Source organism: Streptomyces sp. NPDC031064, from assembly GCF_055570965.1.
This window is the reverse complement of record NZ_JBVIGF010000001.1, coordinates 1,296,885-1,316,279: the sequence shown is the minus strand read 5'-3', so window position 1 is coordinate 1,316,279 and position 19,395 is coordinate 1,296,885. Positions and strand designations below refer to the sequence as shown.

18 protein-coding genes are annotated in these 19,395 nt (G+C 73.9%); 4 read left to right on the top strand and 14 right to left on the bottom strand.

Annotated elements, in window-relative coordinates; genetic code table 11:
* Window positions 1-123 precede the first annotated feature (123 nt).
* From ACZ46W_RS05590 to ACZ46W_RS05530, 13 genes are all read right to left on the bottom strand, one after another.
* The gene (locus ACZ46W_RS05590) at window positions 124-636 is read right to left on the bottom strand and encodes a flavin reductase family protein (protein ID WP_468331730.1); all 513 of its coding nucleotides are present in this window, start codon (window positions 634-636) and stop codon (window positions 124-126) included.
* 12 nt (window positions 637-648) lie between these two features.
* Window positions 649-1,740: a 3-oxoacyl-ACP synthase III family protein gene (locus ACZ46W_RS05585; RefSeq protein WP_468331727.1), complete on the bottom strand. Its 1,092-nt coding sequence runs from the start codon at window positions 1,738-1,740 to the stop codon at window positions 649-651.
* Between the two features lie 11 nt (window positions 1,741-1,751).
* Window positions 1,752-2,174, bottom strand: a complete 423-nt coding sequence (locus tag ACZ46W_RS05580) for an acyl carrier protein (RefSeq protein WP_468331724.1) — start codon at window positions 2,172-2,174, stop codon at window positions 1,752-1,754.
* Between the two features lie 157 nt (window positions 2,175-2,331).
* Window positions 2,332-3,099 (bottom strand): 3-oxoacyl-ACP reductase family protein, encoded by a 768-nt coding sequence (locus ACZ46W_RS05575; protein ID WP_468331721.1) that lies wholly within the window; start codon window positions 3,097-3,099, stop codon window positions 2,332-2,334.
* The gene (locus tag ACZ46W_RS05570; RefSeq protein ID WP_468331718.1) at window positions 3,096-5,513 is read right to left on the bottom strand and encodes a beta-ketoacyl synthase N-terminal-like domain-containing protein; all 2,418 of its coding nucleotides are present in this window, start codon (window positions 5,511-5,513) and stop codon (window positions 3,096-3,098) included. The genes ACZ46W_RS05575 and ACZ46W_RS05570 overlap by 4 nt, the downstream gene beginning before the upstream one ends.
* Before the next feature lie 14 nt (window positions 5,514-5,527).
* Entirely contained in the window at window positions 5,528-6,817 is a 1,290-nt protein-coding gene (locus ACZ46W_RS05565; protein ID WP_468331715.1) for a beta-ketoacyl-[acyl-carrier-protein] synthase family protein, read from the bottom strand.
* Window positions 6,814-7,206, bottom strand: a complete 393-nt coding sequence (locus tag ACZ46W_RS05560) for a 3-hydroxyacyl-ACP dehydratase FabZ family protein (protein ID WP_468331712.1) — start codon at window positions 7,204-7,206, stop codon at window positions 6,814-6,816. The genes ACZ46W_RS05565 and ACZ46W_RS05560 overlap by 4 nt, the downstream gene beginning before the upstream one ends.
* Window positions 7,203-8,516, bottom strand: a complete 1,314-nt coding sequence (locus ACZ46W_RS05555) for a beta-ketoacyl-[acyl-carrier-protein] synthase family protein (RefSeq protein ID WP_468331709.1) — start codon at window positions 8,514-8,516, stop codon at window positions 7,203-7,205. The genes ACZ46W_RS05560 and ACZ46W_RS05555 overlap by 4 nt, the downstream gene beginning before the upstream one ends.
* On the bottom strand, window positions 8,513-8,980 hold the full coding sequence (locus tag ACZ46W_RS05550; RefSeq protein ID WP_468331706.1) for a hotdog domain-containing protein: 468 nt from the start codon (window positions 8,978-8,980) through the stop codon (window positions 8,513-8,515). The genes ACZ46W_RS05555 and ACZ46W_RS05550 overlap by 4 nt, the downstream gene beginning before the upstream one ends.
* A complete protein-coding gene (gene acpS, locus ACZ46W_RS05545) occupies window positions 8,977-9,477 on the bottom strand; it encodes a holo-ACP synthase (RefSeq protein ID WP_468331703.1) in 501 nt (166 codons plus the stop codon). The genes ACZ46W_RS05550 and acpS overlap by 4 nt, the downstream gene beginning before the upstream one ends.
* A gap of 145 nt (window positions 9,478-9,622) precedes the next feature.
* Window positions 9,623-10,855 carry a heparan-alpha-glucosaminide N-acetyltransferase domain-containing protein gene (locus tag ACZ46W_RS05540; protein WP_468331700.1) on the bottom strand — a complete coding sequence of 411 codons (1,233 nt, stop codon included), beginning with the start codon at window positions 10,853-10,855 and terminating at the stop codon, window positions 9,623-9,625.
* A gap of 98 nt (window positions 10,856-10,953) precedes the next feature.
* The gene (locus ACZ46W_RS05535) at window positions 10,954-12,039 is read right to left on the bottom strand and encodes a mandelate racemase/muconate lactonizing enzyme family protein (protein WP_468331697.1); all 1,086 of its coding nucleotides are present in this window, start codon (window positions 12,037-12,039) and stop codon (window positions 10,954-10,956) included.
* Between the two features lie 94 nt (window positions 12,040-12,133).
* Window positions 12,134-13,390: a hypothetical protein gene (locus ACZ46W_RS05530; RefSeq protein ID WP_468331694.1), complete on the bottom strand. Its 1,257-nt coding sequence runs from the start codon at window positions 13,388-13,390 to the stop codon at window positions 12,134-12,136.
* Between the two features lie 169 nt (window positions 13,391-13,559).
* Here ACZ46W_RS05530 and ACZ46W_RS05525 point away from each other — a divergent pair, with 169 nt between their 5' ends.
* The 4 genes from ACZ46W_RS05525 to ACZ46W_RS05510 are packed head-to-tail and all read left to right on the top strand — an operon-like array spanning window position 13,560 to window position 18,316.
* On the top strand, window positions 13,560-14,684 hold the full coding sequence (locus ACZ46W_RS05525; RefSeq protein ID WP_468331691.1) for a DegT/DnrJ/EryC1/StrS family aminotransferase: 1,125 nt from the start codon (window positions 13,560-13,562) through the stop codon (window positions 14,682-14,684).
* Window positions 14,681-15,439, top strand: a complete 759-nt coding sequence (locus ACZ46W_RS05520; RefSeq protein WP_468331688.1) for a hypothetical protein — start codon at window positions 14,681-14,683, stop codon at window positions 15,437-15,439. The genes ACZ46W_RS05525 and ACZ46W_RS05520 overlap by 4 nt, the downstream gene beginning before the upstream one ends.
* A complete protein-coding gene (locus ACZ46W_RS05515) occupies window positions 15,439-16,197 on the top strand; it encodes an amidohydrolase family protein (protein ID WP_468331685.1) in 759 nt (252 codons plus the stop codon). Before ACZ46W_RS05520 ends, ACZ46W_RS05515 begins: the two co-directional genes overlap by 1 nt.
* Window positions 16,198-16,234: 37 nt before the next feature.
* On the top strand, window positions 16,235-18,316 hold the full coding sequence (locus ACZ46W_RS05510) for an NHL repeat-containing protein (RefSeq protein WP_468331682.1): 2,082 nt from the start codon (window positions 16,235-16,237) through the stop codon (window positions 18,314-18,316).
* Window positions 18,317-18,323: 7 nt separating this feature from the next.
* Here ACZ46W_RS05510 and ACZ46W_RS05505 read toward each other — a convergent pair whose 3' ends face one another.
* Entirely contained in the window at window positions 18,324-19,313 is a 990-nt protein-coding gene (locus ACZ46W_RS05505) for a dihydrodipicolinate synthase family protein (protein ID WP_468331679.1), read from the bottom strand.
* Window positions 19,314-19,395 lie beyond the last annotated feature (82 nt).

The window sequence follows — 19,395 nt, the reverse complement described above, 5'->3', positions numbered from 1 at the left end:
CAACCCCCCCCCCCCTCCCCCCCCCCCCCCCTCCCCCCCCCCTCTCCCCCCCCCCCCCCCCCCCCCCCCCCCCCCCCCCCCCCCCCCCCCCCCCCCCCCCCCCCCCCCGCGCCCCGGAGGGACTCACGGCAGGTGCAGGAACTGCCCTTGGTGGTAGGCGAGGGGGTCCGCGCTGTCGGCGAGGCCGACCTCCGCCACCTCGCCGATGAAGATGGTGTGGTCGCCCGCCGGCACCCGCTGGGCCACCCGGCAGTCCAGGTGTGACACCGCCCCGGCGAGCACCGGCGCCCCCGTGCTGCCCGTCCGGTGCGCGACCCCCGCGAAACCGGCGGCGCCGCGCGGCCGGCCCGGCGTGGCGAACCAGCCCGCCAGCTCCGACTGGTCCCGCCCCAGGACGTTCACGGTGAACGTCCCGGCGGCGCGGATCACTTCGGCCCCGTACGAGTGCCGGCTCAGGCACACCAACAGCATGGGCGGGTCGAGCGAGACGGAGGCCAGTGAGCTGACCGTGGTGCCGTGCGGTCCGTGCGGGCCCGACGAGGTGACCACCGCGACGCCGGTGAGGAAGCGCCCCATGGCCTGCCGGAACCGCCCGGTACCGACTTCCGCGACCGGAGCCGGCTGATGGGACGTCATGGCCGTATCTCCCTACACGCCGGTCGGAGTGGGCGCGGTCCAGTCCACGACCGCGCCGGCGTAGATCCACTTGGTGGACTCGACACCCACCAGCATCAGCCGGTCGCCCGGCCGGACGCGGCCGCTGCGCCAGGCGTCGTCGAGGAACAGCGGAACCGCGGCGCAGCCGACGGCGCCCATGGTGGAGAGGCTGTCGATGATCTTGCCGTCCAGGGCCTTCCAGTCGGCGGTGTCCAGGCCCAGCTCCTGGAGGGAGTCCAGCATCCAGCCGACGTTGCCCTCCGGGACCAGGCACAGGTCGACGGTGTCGACGGCCACGCCGCTGCGCCGCAGCGTGCTGCTGATCGCCTCGGTGACCATCACCGGGGTGAAGTCGCCCGCGCCGACCACGTCGACCTTGAGGTCGACCAGCCGCTTGGCCTTGAGCTGCTCGTGGATCGGCGCGTGCGTACCGCCGCCCACCGAGTGGATGCCCGGCTTGCGGTCCCCGCCGATCGCCTCCATCGAGGCGCCCAGCAGCCCGCCGGACGTGGCGCCCTCCTCGGCCCGCAGCACGATCGCCCCGGCGCCGTCGCCGAACATGTACACCGGCATGCGGTCCCGCATCCGGATCTTGTCCGGGTCCTTGCCGAGGAACACCGGTGCCAGCACGGGCGAAATGGCCTCGCTGCCGATCACCAGCGCCGTCCGGTGGACGCCCGACGCCAGGTACATCCGGGCGATGTCCATGCCCTGGACGACCCCCGCCCCACCGGAGCGCAGCTCCAGCGTGGCGCACCGCACCAGGCCCAGCCGCTCCTGGACCAGGTTCACCAGCGGCGGCAGCGGGAAGTCCGGGGTGCCGGTGGCCAGGACGAGCAGGTCCACGTCACCCGGCTCCAGCCCCGCCGAGTCCAGGGCGCGGACGGCCGCCTTGTAGGCCATGTCCGAGTTGTTCTCCCGGTGCTCGCCCGTCTTGGGGTCGATCATCCAGAAGCGGCGCTCGATGGAGAGGCCCTCGCGCACCTCGTCGGGCAGCGGGCCGACGAGGCGCGCGATCTCCTCGGTGGAGATCGGGTCACCGGGCTGGTAGCCACCGGTGCCGATGATGTGTATCGCGGTCACGGGCGCCGTCCTCACGCGGCCGCGCCGGCGGTCTCGGCGGCACCGAGACCCGCGCGGTGCGCGACGAGGGCGACCAGGTTGTCCACCGTGAACAGGCCCATGACCTTCGTCGCCCGCAGCGTGCCGGTCAGGGCGTCGACGTCGATCTGCGGCATGACCTTCTTGAGCTGTGCGAGGCCCACGGCCGACACGATCTCGTTCTCGTCGCCGAACTCCTCGTCCGGGATGCCGCCCTGGACGTACGCGGCCAGCTCCGCCGCCTGGATCTTGATGCCGAGCGAGCGCTCCAGCCGGAAGAGGATGTCGAGCAGGTCGATCGACTCGGCCCCCAGGTCGTCCAGCAGGGTGGCGTCCGGCGTGACCTCCTCCGGCTCCACGCCGAGGGCGTCGATGACGGCGTCGTTCACGGCGTCGACGATGGTGGTGCGGTCCATGGAATGTCCTCCAGATTGAGCCGGGCACGAAGCCGGTGGCAAGAGAAGTGCTGTGGGGGATACGCGGGCGGCGCCGGCCCGCTGTCATGGTTGAGATCCGCCGGAGCGGGCCGCGGATACACCCCGCGCCCGACGGCGTACCGTCACGGTCGTTCCGTCATGGGCGGCCGAGCCCCAGCGCGGTCATCGCGCCGCCGTCCACGTTGACCAGGGAGCCGGTCATGTACGAGGACTCGGGGCCGCTCAGGAAGCGCACCACCTCGGCGATCTGGTCGACGTTTCCGAACCGCCGCATGGGGATCTGCTTCTTGATCGAGCGGCCCGTCTCGCCCTCCGTGAGGCCCGCCACCAGGTCGGTGGGCGCGAAGCCCGGCAGGACGGCGTTGACCCGGATGCCGAACCGCGCCGACTCCATGGCGCAGCAGCGGGTGAAGGCGTTGACGGCACCCTTGGAGGCGGCGTAGTTGGACTCGCCGATCCAGCCGCGCTCGCCCATCACCGACGAGACGTTGACGATGACACCGCTGCCCTTGGCCATGAAGTGCGGCATGACGGCCTTGGTGCAGTGGAACACCCCGCCGAAGTTGACGCGCATGACGTCCAGCCAGTCGTCCATGCCCATGTTGTAGATCAGCGCGTCCTGGGCCACCCCGGCGTTGTTGACCAGGATGTCCAGCCCGCCGAGGCCCTCGGTGACCAGGCGCACCATCTGCTCGGCCTGTGCCGCGTCGGCGACGTCACCGGGCACGGCCAGGGCCCGGCCGCCGGCCGCCTCGATCTCGTGGGCCAGTTCCTTGGCCGCCCCTTCCGAGCTGCGGTAGTTGATGGCGACGGCGGCACCGTCGGCGGCCAGGCGGCGGCACACTGCGGCACCGATGCCCCGGGAACCGCCGGTCACCAGGGCTACCTGTCCTTCGAGCGTCATCGGGTCTCTCCTGTCGGGGTGACGTGGGATGTACGAGGGCCCTCCTCGGCGGCGGCGCGGCGCACCGCCAGCGACACATGACTGCCGCCCAGGGAGGAGCTGTTGAGCAGCACCGGCCGGTCCCCGGCACCGCCGTGGTCACCGGAGCCGCCGTCGTGCAGGGCCAGCGCCAGGCTCAGCGCCCCGCCCGCGCCCATGGGCTCACCGAGCACGGTCTTCGGAGCGTGCAGGGCCGGCGGTACCGGGCAGGCGCCGAACAGCCGCCCCACCGCCTCCGCCTCGGCGGCGTCGGCCGCCCGCAGCCCGGCCGAGGCGAGCCAGACCGCGCCGAGACCCTCCGGGGTCAGCGCCGCGTCGTCCAGGGCCGCCCGCATGGCGCGCTCCAGGCCCCGGCCGCGCGGGTCCCACAGCCGGGCCCGGCTCGCGTCCGACGCCATGCCCTGCCCCAGCACCTCGCCCAGGATGCGGGCGCCCCGCGCCACCGCGTGGGAGCGGCGCTCCAGGACGACCGCGACGCTGCCCTCGGCGAGGATGAACCGGCCGTCGGCCGGTGCGCCCGGCGCCCGGGTGGATGCGGCGCCCACGGCGGCGTACGCCCGGGCCACCTGCTCGGTGAGGGCGTCCGTGACGGTGCACACCAGCGTGTCGCCGTGCCCGGCCGCCAGCAGGTCGGCGGTGTAGGCGAGCGCGGCCGCGCCGGTGGCGTGGCCCACCGACAGGGTGGACGTGGGGCCGCGCAGGCCCAGGTGGATGGCGATCTGGCCGGCCGCCTGGTTGTAGACCGTGTTGGGGAACACCGCCGGGTCGGCGGCGGCCGGCCCCTCGGCGAGCAGCGGCCTGGTGAACCGCTCCATGGCCTCCATGGGCCCGGTCCCGGTGCCGAAGACGATGCCGACCGCTTCCGCCTCCGCGCTGCCCGGCGCGATGCCCGCGTCCGTGAGCGCCTTCACGGTGGCGGCCACGCCGAGCTGCCCGAGCCGGTCCATCCGCCTCCGCTGACGCTTCGTCAGGTACGGTTCCGGGTCGAAGTCCACCCGGCCCAGCGGCATCCCGGCCGCCCACTCGACGGGGCTCTCGCCCCGCTCGTACGCGGACCACACCTCGGCCACCGACCCGCCCGCCGGGCTGAGCAGCCCGATACCGGTGACCACCACGCGGTCGGTCTCCGGCAGCGGCGGACGGTGACCGTCCTCGCCGCGGGTCAGCACGAGCGCCGCGTTGGCCCCGCCGAAGGCGAAGTTGTTGGACAGGGCCGCGCCCGTGGACAGCGGCCGCGCCACGCCCGGGACGTAGTCCAGCGGACAGTCCGGATCGGGCGTGGTGAAGGACGCGGTGGGCGGCGCGGTGCGCTCGGCCAGCGCGTACGCCGTCACGATGGCCTCCGCGGCCCCGGCGGCGCCCAGCAGGTGGCCGACCATCGACTTGGTGCTGGAGACCGCCGTACGGGCGGCCTGCTCCGCGCCCAGCGCCAGGGTGATGGCGCGGGACTCGGCCGGGTCGTTCTTCGGCGTGCCCGTACCGTGCCCGTTGACGTACCCGATCCGTTCGGCGGCCACGCCCGAGTGCCGCAGCGCCGCCTCGATGGCCCGGGCGGCGCCCTTGCCCTCCGGGTGCGGTGCCGTGGCGTGGAACCCGTCGGCGGACAGCCCGTAGCCCGCGATGTCGGCGAGCCCCGTCAGCCCGTGCTCCCGGGCGAACCCGGCGCGTACCAGCACCACCATGCCGCTGCCCTCGCCCAGCGACAGGCCCTGCCGCGTCGCGCAGTACGGCGCCGCCGGCTCCGGCGACAGCGACTGCAAGGCGTGGAAGCCGGCGAAGACGACGTCGGAGAAGGCATCGCTGCCACCGGCCAGCACCGCGTCCACCCGCCCCCGGCGCAACAGGTCGGCGGCGAGCCCGATCGCGTTGGCACCCGACGCGCACGCCGTGTTGACCGCGAGCACCGGGCCGCGCAGCCGGAACGCCGCGCCCACCGACTCGGCCAGCGCCTGTGGCGTGACCAGCGACGGCAGTTCGGGCGCCGGGACCTCCCCGTCCCGCCCGGCCCGCAGCCACTCCCGGCCCGACAGCAGACCGGCGTTGCACGTGCCCAGCACGACGCCGAACCGTTCCGCCGCCACCAGCCCCTCGGGCAGGGCCGCCATCGCCTCCTCGGCCGCCACCAGCGCCAGGTCGATCGCCCTCTCCCGGAAGCCCTCCGGCCTGCGGTACGCACGCCTCGGCTCCACCGGTTCGGTGACCTCGCCGCCCAGCTTGGTGGAGAGCCCCTCCATCGACAGCGCCTGTACCGGTTCGATGGCGACCCGGCCCTCGCGCGCGCCCTCCCACAGGTGCCCGGCCGTGGGGCCCAGCGCGGTGATCGCGCCGACACCCACCACGGTCACGCCCTCGGCCGTTCCTCGTTCCCTGTCCATGATCATGTCCCCCTCTACGCCTCAACCGTCGGCGCGCTCAGCACCAGCGCCACCTGCTGGCCCTCCAGCCCGCGGGCCAGCGCCACACCGGTGCGCACCCGCAACTCCCGTGCCTGGCCCGGCACCCAGTCGATGCCCTCGCAGCCGGGATCGGTCCGCTCCAGGTGCAGCGTCGGCGGCACGGCGGAACCGTCGATCGCCATCGCGCATACGGCCGCGTTCAGCGCGCCCGCCCCCGCGACCAGGTGCCCGGTCGCCGGCTTCACGCTGCTCGCCACCACGCCCGACTCCCGGCCGAACACCGAGGTCAGCGCCCGCGCCTCGGTCAGGTCACCGAGCCGCGTGGCACAGCCGTGCGTGGCCACGTAGTCGACCTCGCCCGCCGCCACGGACGCCTCGCGCAGCGCCCGCCGCACGGCGGCCGCCAGCGGCTCGCCGTCCTCGCTGGGGGAGACCAGGTCGGGGTCCTGGGTCGTGCCGGCGCCGCGGATCTCCGCGTACACCCGCGCCCCCCGGCGCCGCGCCGACTCCCACTCCTCCAGGACGAGGAAGGCGGCACCCTCGCCGAGCACGGACCCGCCGCGCTCCCGGTCGTACGGGCGGAAGGCCCCGGCCTCCCGGTCGTTGTCGGTGGTGAGCACCCCGAGGCCGTCCATCTTCGACATCACCCACCACGACGAGGCGTCGTCGAAGCCCCCGGCGATCACCACGTCCGACTCGCCGGAGCGGATCGAGCGGAAGCCGCGCGCGATCGCCGTCGCACCGGCGTCGGCGGTGCCGTGGAAGTAGGAGTTGGCCCCCTTGAACCCATGGGCGTGGCTCAGGTGGAACAGCGACCCGGACTGGAGGCCCTCCACGAAGTACAGCGGGTAGAACGCGGAGGACGCCCGCTCGCCGAGTTGCCGCACGTCCGCGGTGCCGTCCTCGCGGCGGGCCGCCAGGCTGCCGGTCAGCAGGTGCTCGGGGTTGGATATCTCCTTGTTGCCGCCCACGAACACCGCCGCCCGCTCCGGGTCGTGGCCCGCGCCGTCCAGGTCCAGCCCGGCGTCCTCGACGGCCAGCGCGGCGCCCGCGATGGCGAGCTGGTCGTTGCGGGTCGTCATCCGCAGCGACCTGCGGTGCGCGTAGCGCGTGGCGCGGAAGTCCGGCAGCTCGGCGGCGATCCGCGTACGCAGCGAGGACGCGTCGTACGCACGGATCGGGCCGATGCCGGTGCGGCCCTCCAGCAGCCCCTTCCACGTCTCGTCCCGGCCCTCGCCCAGCGCGGTCAGCACACCGATGCCGGTGACGGCGACCCGCCTCATGACGCCCCCCGGCCGCCACCGGCCGGCTCCAGCCGCAACTGCCGTACGGTGGTGATGTCCCGCCCCGCCACGCTGACACTGGCCCTGGCGGTGACGGAGGATTCGGTGGCCTCCGTGACGTCCACGGTGATCTCCAGTTGGTCACCCGGCTCGGCGAAGTGCCGGTAGCGCACGCGCCGGACGTCCGCCAGCGCCCAGACCGTGCCGGAGGGCGCGCCGGGAGCGGCGAGCCGGGCCGTCCTGACGATGTCGTCGAGGATCAGGACGCCGGGCAGCACGGGGAACCGGGGGAAGTGGGTGTCGAACACCGGCAGGGTGCCGGTGACATTGCGGACGGCCACGGCACGCTTGCCCGGCGTCAGGTGCAGGATCTTGTCGAGAGCGGTCATGCTGCCCTTCTTTCGGCGGCCTCGGCGGCGTCGGCGGAGGTGTCGCCGGTCGCGTCCTGGGACGCGGACCGGACGACGAAGCAGGCGTTGGTACCACCGAACGCGAACGCGTTGACCATGGCCGCGCGTACCGGCCGGCGTACCGCCGTGTTCGGTACGTAGTCGAGGTCGAGCTTCGGATCGGGGTGGTCGAGGTTGATGGTCGGCGGCACGAGCCCCTCGCGGATCGCGCCCAGCGCGGCGATGAGGTTGACGCCCGCGGCGGCCGAGGTCAGGTGGCCCGTCATGGACTTGGGCGAGCTGGTGCACAGCGTGCGGGCGTGCGGGCCGAAGACCTCCTTGATGGCGACCGTCTCGCTGGCGTCGTTGCCCGGCGTGCCCGTCCCGTGCGCGGCGATGTAGTCGATGCCGTCCGCCCCGAGCCCCGACTCCGCCAGCGCGTCGCGCATCGCCGAGATGGCGCCCCCGCCGTCCGGCGGCGAGTCGGTGATCCGGTACGCGTTCAACGTCGAGCCGTAGCCCACCAGTTCGGCGTGGATACGGGCGCCCCGGGCCACCGCGGAGTCCCAGTCCTCCAGCACGGCGATCACCGCGCCCTCGCCCAGCACGAAACCGGAACGTTCCGCGTCGAACGGGCGGGAGGCCCGCTCGGGGTCGTCGTTCCAGCGGTCGGTGACCGCGCCGAGCAGCGAGAAGCCCAGGACGTCCATCCAGGTCGTCAGGGCGTCGAACCCGCCCGCGAGCATCAGGGCGCACTCACCGTCCTGGATGCGCCGGTACGCCTCGCCGATGGCGTGCGCCGCGCCCGCGCACGCGGTGCTGACGCTGATCACCGGTCCCTGGCAGCCGCCCGCCCGGGCCACGGCGGTGACCCCGACGTTCTGGTTGCGCAGCAGCACGTCACCGGGTGCCTGCCGGTACAGGTCGTGGAAGTCGCTGACGCTCAACTGGTGCGACATGTCGACCAGTTCCTGCAACTCGGGCCTGCCGACCGTACCGGCCACGGCAGCGCCCCGGTCGTACGGGTCGAGCTCCTCCCAGCCGCCGCCCGCGTCCGCGAGCGCCTCGCGGGCGGCGGCGAGGGCGAACTGCGCCGCCCGGGACAGGTGGCGCCGCTGCCGGGCCGTGCCGGCCGACGCCGGGTCGAAGCCCTTGACCTGACCGGCGATACGGACCGGGAAGGTGGAGGCGTCGAAGGTCTCCAGCCGGCTCACCCCGCTGCGGCCCTCGGCCAGGCCCCGCCAGGTGTCCGCCGCGTTGGTGCCCAGCGGCGTGACCGCGCCCACCCCGGTGATGGCGACCCTCCTCATCGGCGGCCGCCCGTCACCGGGACCCGCAGGAGCCGGTCGAGCATGCGCCGGGTGTCCCCGGGCTCCTGAAGGTCCTCCGCCGGCAGCAGCGCGCACATCACGGCCTCGGCCTCCATCACGGTCCGGCCGTCCACCGAGGCGACACCGGACAGGACGGCGGTCTCCTCGCTCAGGGACTCGACCGTGCCCTCCAGCACCAGCACGTCCCCGGGGCGCACCGGTCCGTGGAAGGAGATGCCGTCCACGGACAGCAGCGCGGCGCGCCGCCGCACCCCCGTGGTGGCGATGATGAGCCAGGTGCCGGCCTGGCACAGGGCCTCCAGCACCAGGGGCGCGGGCATCTGCGGCCCGGCGCCCTCGTCCCGCCAGTGGTCCTCCAGCAGGGAGGTCAGCTTGCGGGCACTGATCGTGCGCCCCGCCTCCCAGGCGTCGATTCGGTCGATCAGGTGGAAACGCATCGTCATCCTTCGTCCGTGGAGGCGTGATCCGTCCAGGCGCCGTCGGCGGACGTGTCGTCCGTGGCGGGCGTGTCGTCGGCGGACGTGCCGTCCGTGGCGGCGTCGTCCGGGCCTGTGGTGGTCCGCAGGAGCATCACGGCGTGGGCGATGGCGTAGTCCCCGCTGTGGGACAGCGAGATCTCGGTGCAGGAGGCACCCACGCGGGCCGCCCGCTCGGCGGCCCCGCCGCTCAGCCGCACCCGGGGCGCTCCGAGGGGGGTGTTCACCACCTCCACGTCCGTCCACCGCGTCCCCGGCCCGAGTCCGGTTCCCAGCGCCTTCAGCACGGCTTCCTTGGCCGCGAACCGGGCCGCCAGGTGGGCCGTGCGGTTGCGCTTCCCGTCGCAGTAGCCGATCTCGCGCGGGGTGAAGATGTCCTGCTCCGCGGCGGGGTTGTCGGCCAGCAGCCGGTCCACCCGGGACACCGACACGAGATCCACTCCCACGGCCATGCGTGTCGCCACCGGCTCCTCCGTCCTTCGTTCCAGCACTGCCAGCTCAGATCCCGGTCGAGGCGCGGTGGATACAGGGAGAGCGGGACCGGAAAACGAGAAATCGCCCCGCCCACCGTGGTGGACGGGGCGATCGGCAAGCCGATGCGGTGAGGCGTCAGCCCTTTGTGGCCTTCGGCATCATCGCGTGCAGGGCCCACTCCAGCGGCCCGCGCCGCAGCGGCGTGGCGCGGAAGACGAACGCCCAGACGGCACACGCCACGAGCGAGACCCCGCAGAAGGCGCCCAGCGCCGGCCACCCGTGGTGGGGGTGCAGTTCGGCGCGGGCGATGACGTGGACGGCGTACACCGACAGGCCCATCGTGCCGACGACGGCCAGCGGGCGCAGCAGCGTTTCGGCCGCCTTGCCGCGGCAGGCGGCGACGGCGAACCCGAGCAGCAGCAGGCTCGCGCCGATGTTGGCGACGGTCTCGAACGGGGTCTGGCTGTAGGGCCCGTCGACCAGCAGCCAGGCCCACGAGGTGCTGGGGATGGCCCCCGCCTGCCGGGCGAGCACGGCCTGGACGGGGTCGGGGGCGTTGACCGCGTACGCGTGGCTCTCGGCGATCGCCCGCAGCAGCGCCTCGCGTCCGCCGCCCGGGCCCAGGGCCAGCGCGGACAGGCCGTGGCCGGCGAGCGTGGTGAGCGCTCCCCAGCCGATCAGGCGGCGGGCGGCGCCGGTGCGGCGCAGGTCCACCAGGCGCCCCAGGGCCATGCCGACCACGACGTACGGGAAGTACGTGAGCCACGGGTACGCGCCGGACAGCAGCAGCGTGTCCAGGGCGTCGGTGAACCCGGACCAGCTCGTGACGGCCTCGAAGCCGGGGTAACGCCCGCGGCCGGTGACCCGGTAGCCGAAGTACGGCCCCAGCACGTACGACAGCACGGGGCCGGCGACCACCGAGGCGGCGGCGACCACGGTCAGGGCGCGGGTGCCCAGCCGGGCGAGCGGCTCGGCGGCCAGGAAGTACAGCGCGAAGAAGGTGAGGATGACGGCGATCCCCGACCGCAGCTCCGTCAGCGCGAGTCCCAGCGCCGCGAGCACCACGCACCGGACGAGGGTGGAGCGCCATGCGCCGGCCGGCTGGGGGCGCGACCGGGTGCCGCCGCGCGAGAGGGTCAGGGAGAGCCCGGCGATGAGCGTGAAGATGGCGGGCGCGCGCCCGTCGAACGCCACCAGCAGGTGGCCCGCCCCTTCGGGTTTCGCGGGCGGACCGATGTGCGCGGCGAACATGGCGAAGACCGCGATGGCGCGGGCCACGTCCACGCTGACCAGACGTGCCCGGGCCGCCTCGCCCTTCGTGGCCGGTGGCGCCGTGCTCGCCGTGCTTGCCGTGGATGTGTGCGTCACCGTGCTGATCCGCCCCCGTGCTCTTCGTCCTATTGTCGGTTTATTTGTATACGCATGGGGAGGCGCGCCGGCAGCCGGGGGTACCGCCGACGCCCCCGTCACCCACCCAGCCCGTGCCCGAGCCCCGGCGTCACCGGCAGGTCCACCAGCCCCGTCCCGGGCGTCCCCGCGAACGCCGCCGGTGCCAGCGGCTCCTCCTCCACCAGCAGCGGGCCCACCAGGTCCGGCGGAACCGTGGCGTGCGGCAGCGCCGCCGACAGGTGCGCGGCCGCCAGCGTGGCCACCCCCAGCTCCGGCATCGTGCCCACCTTCACCGCGAGGCCCGCCGTCCGGGCCAGCGCCGCCACCTGCCGCGCCCGGTACAGCCCGCCCACCTTCAGGATCTTGATGTTCAGGACGTCGGCGGCGCCCCGCCGCACCACCTCCAGCGCGTCGTGCGCCGACTGCACCGACTCGTCGGCCATCACGCGCACCCCGCCCCGCGCCCGCAGCGCCGCCAGCCCCTCCAGGTCCCAGCGCGGCAGCGGCTGCTCCACCAGGTCCAGCCCGGCGTCCGCCAGCCTGGCCACGGTACGGGCCGCCTCACCCGGGGCGTACCCCTCGTTGGCGTCCAGCGACAGCTCCACCGACTCGGGCACCGCCTTGCGCACGGCGGCCACCAGCTCCACGTCGAGCGACGGGTCCTCCCCGCCCTTGAGCTTGACGTGCCGGAACCCGGCCGCCGCGTACCGGGCCGCCTCCTCGGCCATCTCGTCGAGCGTGCCCAGCCCCACCACCCACGTCGTCGGCACCGGCCCGCCCACCCGTCCGCCGCCCAGCAGCAGGTGCGCCGGCCACCCCGCGGCCCGCGCCGCCAGGTCGTGCAACGCCAGGTCCAGCGCCGCCTTGGCCAGGTGCTGGCCCCGGATGGCCGCGTCCATCGCGGCATGGGCGCCCGCCAGGTCGCGCGGGTCACGCCCGACGAGCGCCGGCCCGACGTGTTCCTCGACGGCGGCGGTCAGCCCGGCCAACGTCTCACCGGTGTACGCGGTCATCGGCGACGCCTCGCCGAAACCCGACGCCCCGTCGGTCGTCCGCACCTCCACGAGGAGGCTGACGAGGTCGGGGCTGGTGCCGCTGCTGATGGCGAACGGGCGGCGGTAGCGGGCACGGACGACACGGGTGTGGAACGAGGCGATTCTCACGCGCGAGCTCCTTCGTCTCCGCCGAACGGCGCTCCCGCCGCGGCGGCTGCCATGTGGGGGGTTTCGGCCCGGGCCGTAATCGGCGGGGGCCGGGTTACAGGTGGACGCGGTAGACGATCGGGGGGCGGCCGGTCTGCCCTTCCTGACGGCTGCCGGCCGGTACGGCGATGCCCGCGCGCTCCAGACGCTTGAGGATGCGGCGGGCCGTGCGCTGCTGCACGGACAGGTGCTCGGCGACACGGTGGGCGGTGATGCCCGCGTCGCCCTCCTTCGCCGCCAGCTCCCGCAGCCGGTCCAGGGTCTGCGGGTGCAGGCCGACCCGGCGGGCCAGCAGCGCCGGGCTCTCCGGCGGCCCGGCGAGGTCGGCTTCCACCGACGGGTCCGGGGTGATGACGATGTCGACGTCGTCCGCCATCGACACCACCCCGGCGGCCGCACCCACCGAGCGGGCCCGGTTGACGGCCCGTCGGGCCAGCGCCTCCGCCTCCGCCGCCGTACGCCCCAGACCGAAGCCCAGGTGCGCGGTGCCGTGCCGGGCCGCCAGGCCCTCCAGGAACGGGATGCGGGTGAACTGCTCCGTCACCGTCTCCAGCACCCCGCGCGTCGTCACCACCAGCCGCCGCCCGTCCGGCAGCTCGGCCAGGCTGCCGCCGAGCACCCGTATGTCCTCCGACAGCCGCGCGTCCGCGTCCGCGCTCGCACCCGTGCCGGTGCTCGGCAGGTCGACGATGCCGAGCACCACCTGCGCGTCCCCGCTGTGCTGCCCCGCCGTCGCCAGGACCAGCGCCTGAAGGGTCGCCAGTATCGAGTGCCGGGAGGGGGCCAGGCGTACCGCGTGTGTGTGCTGCTCCAGCACGTGGAACGCCGAGCCGAGACAGGTGAGGGCCACCCGGGTCTTCTTGGCGTCCCGCGCCTCCAGGTGGAAGTCGACGATGTCCTCGGAGGTCAGCCCCGGCCGGTACGGCAGCACCCGAACCCGGTCCGTGGGCAGCTTGGCCTCGGTCATCGTCTCCAGCACCTCGTCACGGCGCAGCGTGTCGATGGACACCCGCGACACGTCGTGCCCGAGCCGCAGCAGCTCCACCAGCGCCCGCAGCAGGGTGGCGCCGTTGTACGGCACGTACATCGCCGGCCGGTCCAGCGCGCCCGCCGCCTCGGCCAGCGAGTGCGGTACGACCCCGGTGAACAGCAGCGCGTCCGCCCGCGACCGCGCGTGTGCCACCACCTCGGTGGTCTCGTCCTCGTGACGGTACGGCAGCGGCAGCAGCAGGGCCGATCCGGCCCGGCCACCGACCGCGACCACCTTGTGGACCAGGTCCTCGGGACCTATCACGCCGACGGTGAGCGGCATGGTCCGGTCTCCGTTCTGCCGGGGGACATAGGGGTGGGAGGTGCGGGTGGGACGTACGGGTGGACTGGCCCGTGCGACGTGCCCGGTGACGCCTGATTGACGGCCGTCGGTGGGAGTTCTACTTTCGGCCCAGGCCATAATCGCGTGCTGCCGAGAGGATAATCCCCCGATGCCGCAACGGGAAATGCCGCTGCCCACTGTTCTGGATCCCCGGGGAAGGACGTTCGGCGAGGAGGAGCGCGCGGCGGTGCTCCGGGTCCTCGACTCGGGCATCCTGTGCGGGGCGTTCGGCCAGGAGGCACGGGCGCTGGAGACCGAGATGGCCCGGCTGTACGGGCGCGCCGAGGCCGTCTCGTGCAGCTCCGGCACCGCCGCGCTGCACCTCGCCGTCGCCGCCGCCGCAGTCGGCCCCGGCGACGAGGTCGTCACCACGCCGATCTCCGACTTCGGCACGGTCGCCCCGGTCCTCGCCCAGGGCGGACGGGTCGTCTTCGCCGACGTGCGCGAGGACGACGGGAACCTCGACCCCGACGCGGTCGAGGCGGCGCTCACCCCGCGCACCAAGGCCGTCATCGCCGTTCACCTCTTCGGCGGCGCCGCCGACACCGTACGGCTGCGGGAGATCTGCGACCGGCACGGGCTGCTGCTCATCGAGGACTGCGCCCAGGCCTGGCTCGGCGAGGACGGCGACGGCCGGCTGCTCGGCACGGTGGGCGACATCGCCTGTTTCAGCCTCCAGCAGTACAAGCACATCACGGCCGGCGACGGCGGCCTGACCATCACCGACGACCCGGCCCTCGCCACCCGGATGAAGCTGTTCATGGACAAGGGCTGGGACCGCGCCGAGGGCCGCATCCACCGCACCATGGGCCTGAACTACCGCATGACCGAGCTCGTCGCCGCCGTCGCCCGCGCGCAGCTCACCCGGGTCGCCGACGTCGTCGCCCGCCGCCGCGCGAGCGCCGCCCGCCTCGCCGAAGCGGTCGCCGCCATCCCCGGGGTGACGATGCCTCAGCGGACCGCCGGCCACGCCTGGTGGGTCGTCCCGCTGCTCGTCGACGACAACACACGCTGGGCCACCGCCCTGGGCGAGCTCGGGGTGCCGGCCCTGCCCGGCTATCTGGAGCGGCCGCTGTACGCCAATCCGGCACTGTCGGGGTACCCGCCGGGCCTGTGTCCTCGCGCCGAGCGGCTCATCGACCGTACGTTGCTGGTTCTGCCGTGGAACGAGGCCTACAGCGAGGACGACGTGGACCGGATCGCGCAGGCGCTGGGGAAGGTCGCCGCATCATGAGCGAGACACCGCACAATACCTACGAATGGCTCCGGCCCGCCCCGGAGGAGCACGTCGGCTGGGACGTCGACGTCATGTACGGGCCGTGGCCCCGCCACCACCGCGACACCGGCCTCGACGAGGTCCGCGCCCGGCTTCGCGACTCGCCCGTCGCCGGTGCCCTCGCGCTGTCCACGCGCGGCCCGCTCTTCGACGACGAGGCCGGCAACGCCGAGACGCTCCGCGACCTCGCCGACTGCCCCGAACTCCTCCCCGTCGGCACCGTCGACGTACGCGACGCGCTGACCGCCGAGGACCGGCTCGACGAACTGGCCGCCGCCGGGGTCCGCTTCCTCCGACTGTTCACCCTGGAACAGGCCGCCGAGCCCGGCTTCCCCGGCTACCGGCGCGTGGTGAAACTGGCCATCGACCGTGGCATGGTCCTGCTCCACGACGGCGATCCGCGCCGGTTCGGACCGCCCCTGATGGAGCGCGGCGCCGACGTGATCTTCCTCGACCTGCACGCCTACCTGCTGGCCGACTTCCTGCTCATGGCCCGCGACGAACCCGGCTTCAAGGCCACCACCCGCATGCTGTCCGGCCCCGACTCCATCGAACGGGCCATCGACGCCGTCGGCCCGCGCCACCTCGTCTTCGGCTCCCGCACGCCCTTCATGGACATCTCCCCGCAGACGCTGAAGCTGCGCTACGCCGACATCTCGCCCGACGACCGTGCCGCCATCGCCACCAAGAACGTCGAGGAGCTGCTCGCCTGATGCCGATCATCGATGTGCACGCCCACGTGGGCCGCTGGCAGTTCCACCTGACGACCGGCGACGCCGACATGAACCTCGCCCAGATGGACCGCTACGGCATCGACCTCCAGATCGTGTCCGCCTCGGAAGCGGTCGTGTACGACGCGGTCGCCGGCAACGCCGCCCTCCGCGAGGCGCTGGAGACCCGGCCCAGGCTGTACGGGTACGCCGTCGTCAACCCCAACCGTATCGAGGAGAGCGCCGCCGACCTCGCCCGCTGCCTGGACACCGGCCGGTTCGTCGGCGCGAAGATCCACACCCACTACCCGGGCAGGCTGCCCGGATGCCGCGAGATGGCCGAGGCCTTCGACGTGGTCGCCGAGGCCGGCGTACCACTGCTCCTGCACACCTGGGGGCGTGAGGTCACCCTGCTCCCCGAACTCGTCGAGGCCCGGCCGGGACTGCGCGTGATCATGGGCCACGCGGGCGGCGACGCCTGGCGCGAGGCGGCCCACGCCGCGGCCGCCTGCGACCGCCTCTACCTGGAGCACTGCCGCACGGCCACGGACGCGGGCCGCATCGCGTACGCCCGCGAGGCCGGCGTCCCCGTCGAACGGATGCTGTTCGGCACCGACGCGACACTGATCGACCCCTGCGTGTCCCTGGGCGTGGTCCGGGACGCGCGGTTCACGGAGGAAGAGCTGGAACGAGTGCTGTGGCGCAACGCGGCGGAGCTGTTCGGCCTGAAGGTCGGCACCGCGCTGCCGCCGGTCGTGTGAGGCGATCCGAACCACCACCGGAACAGGAGAGGGACGCATGGAACGCAGGCGACTGCTCAACGCCGGAGCCGGGTTCACCCTGGCGGCAGTGGCGGGACAGACCATCACCCCGAACGCGGCGCACGCCGCCACGACACCAGCGGCCACCACCACACCGACGGACGGCGGGGCCACGACGGCCGGGCACCGCTGCGACGGCACGCCGGTCTCCACGTTCGGCGTCGCGTCCCTGACGGCGGCCATCGTCGGCACGACCGTCCTGGGCGACCACGCCTACGTCGTCGCCCGCGGCCAGAACCCGACGCTCGTCGGCGAGATCGACCTGACGACGAGAAGACTCGCCAGAACCTTCCGGCTCGACCGCGGCGACGGCGGCTGGGCGGCCACCGTCTCCGGCGGCCAGGTCTACATCGGCACCTACCCCTTCCCCGACATCCACCGCATCGACCCGGCCACCGGCACCGTCACCCGCATCGGCACCATCGGTCCGGCCGGCGGTTTCGTCTGGTGCCTCACCACCGCCCCCGACGGCACGGTGTACGCGGGCACCAGCCCGCGCGGCGAGGTGTGGGAGTACAAGCCCCAGACCGGCACACTGCGCAACCTCGGCAACGCCATGGCCGGCGAACAGTACGTCCGCGCCATCGCCGCCGACGACCGGTACGTCTACGCCGGCACCCTGCCGCGCGGCTTCATCGTCGCCTACGACCGGACCACCGGCGCCAAACGGAGCATCACCCCGACCCCGTACGGCGGCGCTTCCGCGCTCCTCGCACGCGGCGGCCGGGTCCTCGGCTCCTTCGGCAAGTCCATCGTCGACCTGGCCCCCGACGGCAGCGACGCCCACGTCATCCCCATTCCCGCCCCCGAGCGCATCGCCGACGCCATGACGGTCACCGCCGACGGCACCCTCTACTGCGTCGGCCGCCCCACCGGCACCGTCTACCGGCGCGACGGTGACAAGCTCGTCGCGGTCGCCGCGCCCGCCACCGGTGACGAACACCGCGCCCTCGTCCCCCTCCCGGGCGGGAAGATGCTGGGCGCCGTGGGCAGCGGCCGGCTGTGGTGGCTCGACCTGGCCACCCGGAAGTCCGAGCTCGTCGAACTCATCGACATCGGCCTGTCCGGCCCCGACCCCGTCCAGTCCATCGCCTACGAGTCCGGCGGGACCGTACACGTCGGCGGCCACTACTCCCTGACCACCCACCGGCCCTCGCACGGCACGTCGAAACGCATCCGCATCCCCGGCGAGCCCAAGACCCTCCGGGCCATCGGCGGCAAGGTGTACGCGGCGATGTACCCGAGCACCGAGTTCCTGGAGATCGACCCGCGCCGCGGCAAGGTCCGCTCGATGGGCTTCATCGAGAACGACCAGCAGCGCCCCACCGACATGGCGTACGTACCGGAACAGGACCTCCTGCTGGTGGCGAGCGCGCCCCCGGCCGGCGGCCTCAAGGGCGCCCTCACCCTGGTGGAGCGCTCACGCGGCCGGCTCACCGTCCACAAGGACGTCATCACCGACCAGAGCGTGATGTCCGTCGCCCTCGACGACCGGGTCGGCCACCGCACCGCCTACCTCGCCGGTGACACCTGGGGCGGCGGCAGCGTCCCCCCGACCCGGCCCAACGCCACGGTCGTCGCCTACGACCTGCGCCGCCGCACCGTGCTGTGGGAGGTCACCCCCGTCGCGGGCAACGCCAGCCTCCAGCACATCGAAGTGCACAACGGCATCCTGTACGGCGTCTACAAACGGCAGTCGGGCAACTGGTTCGCCATGGACATCGAGTCCCGGACCGTCCTCCGGACCGGCAAGCTCCCCAGCTACGGCGAGATCAGCGTCCACTTCGGCCAGGTGTACGCCTCGGTGTTCGGCGGCTCCGTCTACCGGCTCGGCCCGCTCGAAACCCTGGAGGACGAGGCCGAGCTCGTCCTCGGCGGACTCGGCGACGGCTGGTACAACCCGCCGCAGTTGGCCTGGGAACGCGCCACCTGGCACGCCTGGGGCGTGGCCACCCGCGCCCTCGCCCGGCTGCGGCTCGACCCGCTCTGCCCGTCGGGCACCCCGTCCGAGATCACCTCGCAGTACGAGGCCATCCTCAAGGGCCTCCTCGCGAACTGACGCGGACTCACCGGCCGGCGGGCTCGTCGTCCCCCTCCCGGACGTCCTCCTTGGCGAGGGCCTCCAGGCAGTCGACGACGGCCCGCCGCTCCGCCGCGGGCAGATCCGGCCCGTACGGGTCGTGCGCGGCCTCCTCCGGAATCAGGCCCTCCCACACCGCCGCCCACAGCATCCGCTGCACATAGCCCTCGATCGGCGCGAGGAACGTCGCCTCCGCGAACCGGTCCAGCCGCGCCGAGGCCCGCACGAACCGCCCGTGATCCCCGGCCCGCCAGCTCTCGAGCACCGCACGCGTCAAAGGCACCCGGGCCGCCGCGATCCCCACCAGCGCCGCATCCGCGCCCCACATCAGCGACGGCCCGAACATCCGGTCCTCACCCGTGATGACCAGGCGGCCGCTGCGTCGTGCAGCGCCGATGGCGTCCTGACAGGCCATCGCCCTGTCCAGGGTGGCCAGCTTGATGCCCACCGCCGACGGCAGCGCCAGCAGCCGCTCCACCAGCCCCGGCGGATACGGGTACCCGCCCGCCTCCCCGTGCAGGAAGAACCCCACCACCGGCAGACCGCTCGCCGCCGCCACCCGCTCGTGCAGCTCCACCGCCGCGTCGTCGTCACCGTCCAACTGCGCCAGCGGATACACCATCACCGCGTCCGCGCCGCCCTCGGCCGCCGCCACCGCCATCGCCACCGTCGCGTCCACCGCGTCACCGAGACCCACCGCCCCGGCCGCGCGCGGCACGCCCACCCCCGCCACCAGCGGCCTGTCGACGGCCTCCCGCCACACGGCGAGGACCCGGCGCCGGTCCTCCTCCGACAGGTACAGCCCGCGCCCCGTATGGGCCCACACCGCGACCCCGCCGATCCGCTCGGCCGCGATCCGCTCCGCGTACCCGCGCAACGCCCGGAAGTTCACAACCCCGGCCGCGTCCATCGGGGTCGCGACCGCCGGAAGGACGGTGCCGCGCAACCGCCGTACCAGGTCCTCAGAAGCCGACATGGGGCGCTCCCGTCTGTCGCGGTGGTCGTCGACACGCTAGCCTTTACGGTCCGGACCGTAAAGGAAGTCCGTAACGGAAGGG

Bases quoted from the DNA above. Each gene is read 5' to 3' on its own strand.
- ACZ46W_RS05590 (WP_468331730.1), bottom strand. From the start codon at position 636: ATGACGTCCCATCAGCCGGCTCCGGTCGCGGAAGTCGGTACCGGGCGG.
- ACZ46W_RS05580 (WP_468331724.1), bottom strand. From the start codon at position 2,174: ATGGACCGCACCACCATCGTCGACGCCGTGAACGACGCCGTCATCGAC.
- ACZ46W_RS05575 (WP_468331721.1), bottom strand. From the start codon at position 3,099: ATGACGCTCGAAGGACAGGTAGCCCTGGTGACCGGCGGTTCCCGGGGC.
- ACZ46W_RS05570 (WP_468331718.1), bottom strand. From the start codon at position 5,513: ATGGACAGGGAACGAGGAACGGCCGAGGGCGTGACCGTGGTGGGTGTC.
- ACZ46W_RS05565 (WP_468331715.1), bottom strand. From the start codon at position 6,817: ATGAGGCGGGTCGCCGTCACCGGCATCGGTGTGCTGACCGCGCTGGGC.
- ACZ46W_RS05560 (WP_468331712.1), bottom strand. From the start codon at position 7,206: ATGACCGCTCTCGACAAGATCCTGCACCTGACGCCGGGCAAGCGTGCC.
- ACZ46W_RS05555 (WP_468331709.1), bottom strand. From the start codon at position 8,516: ATGAGGAGGGTCGCCATCACCGGGGTGGGCGCGGTCACGCCGCTGGGC.
- ACZ46W_RS05550 (WP_468331706.1), bottom strand. From the start codon at position 8,980: ATGACGATGCGTTTCCACCTGATCGACCGAATCGACGCCTGGGAGGCG.
- ACZ46W_RS05530 (WP_468331694.1), bottom strand. From the start codon at position 13,390: ATGCCGCTCACCGTCGGCGTGATAGGTCCCGAGGACCTGGTCCACAAG.
- ACZ46W_RS05525 (WP_468331691.1), top strand. From the start codon at position 13,560: ATGCCGCAACGGGAAATGCCGCTGCCCACTGTTCTGGATCCCCGGGGA.
- ACZ46W_RS05520 (WP_468331688.1), top strand. From the start codon at position 14,681: ATGAGCGAGACACCGCACAATACCTACGAATGGCTCCGGCCCGCCCCG.
- ACZ46W_RS05515 (WP_468331685.1), top strand. From the start codon at position 15,439: ATGCCGATCATCGATGTGCACGCCCACGTGGGCCGCTGGCAGTTCCAC.
- ACZ46W_RS05510 (WP_468331682.1), top strand. From the start codon at position 16,235: ATGGAACGCAGGCGACTGCTCAACGCCGGAGCCGGGTTCACCCTGGCG.
- ACZ46W_RS05505 (WP_468331679.1), bottom strand. From the start codon at position 19,313: ATGTCGGCTTCTGAGGACCTGGTACGGCGGTTGCGCGGCACCGTCCTT.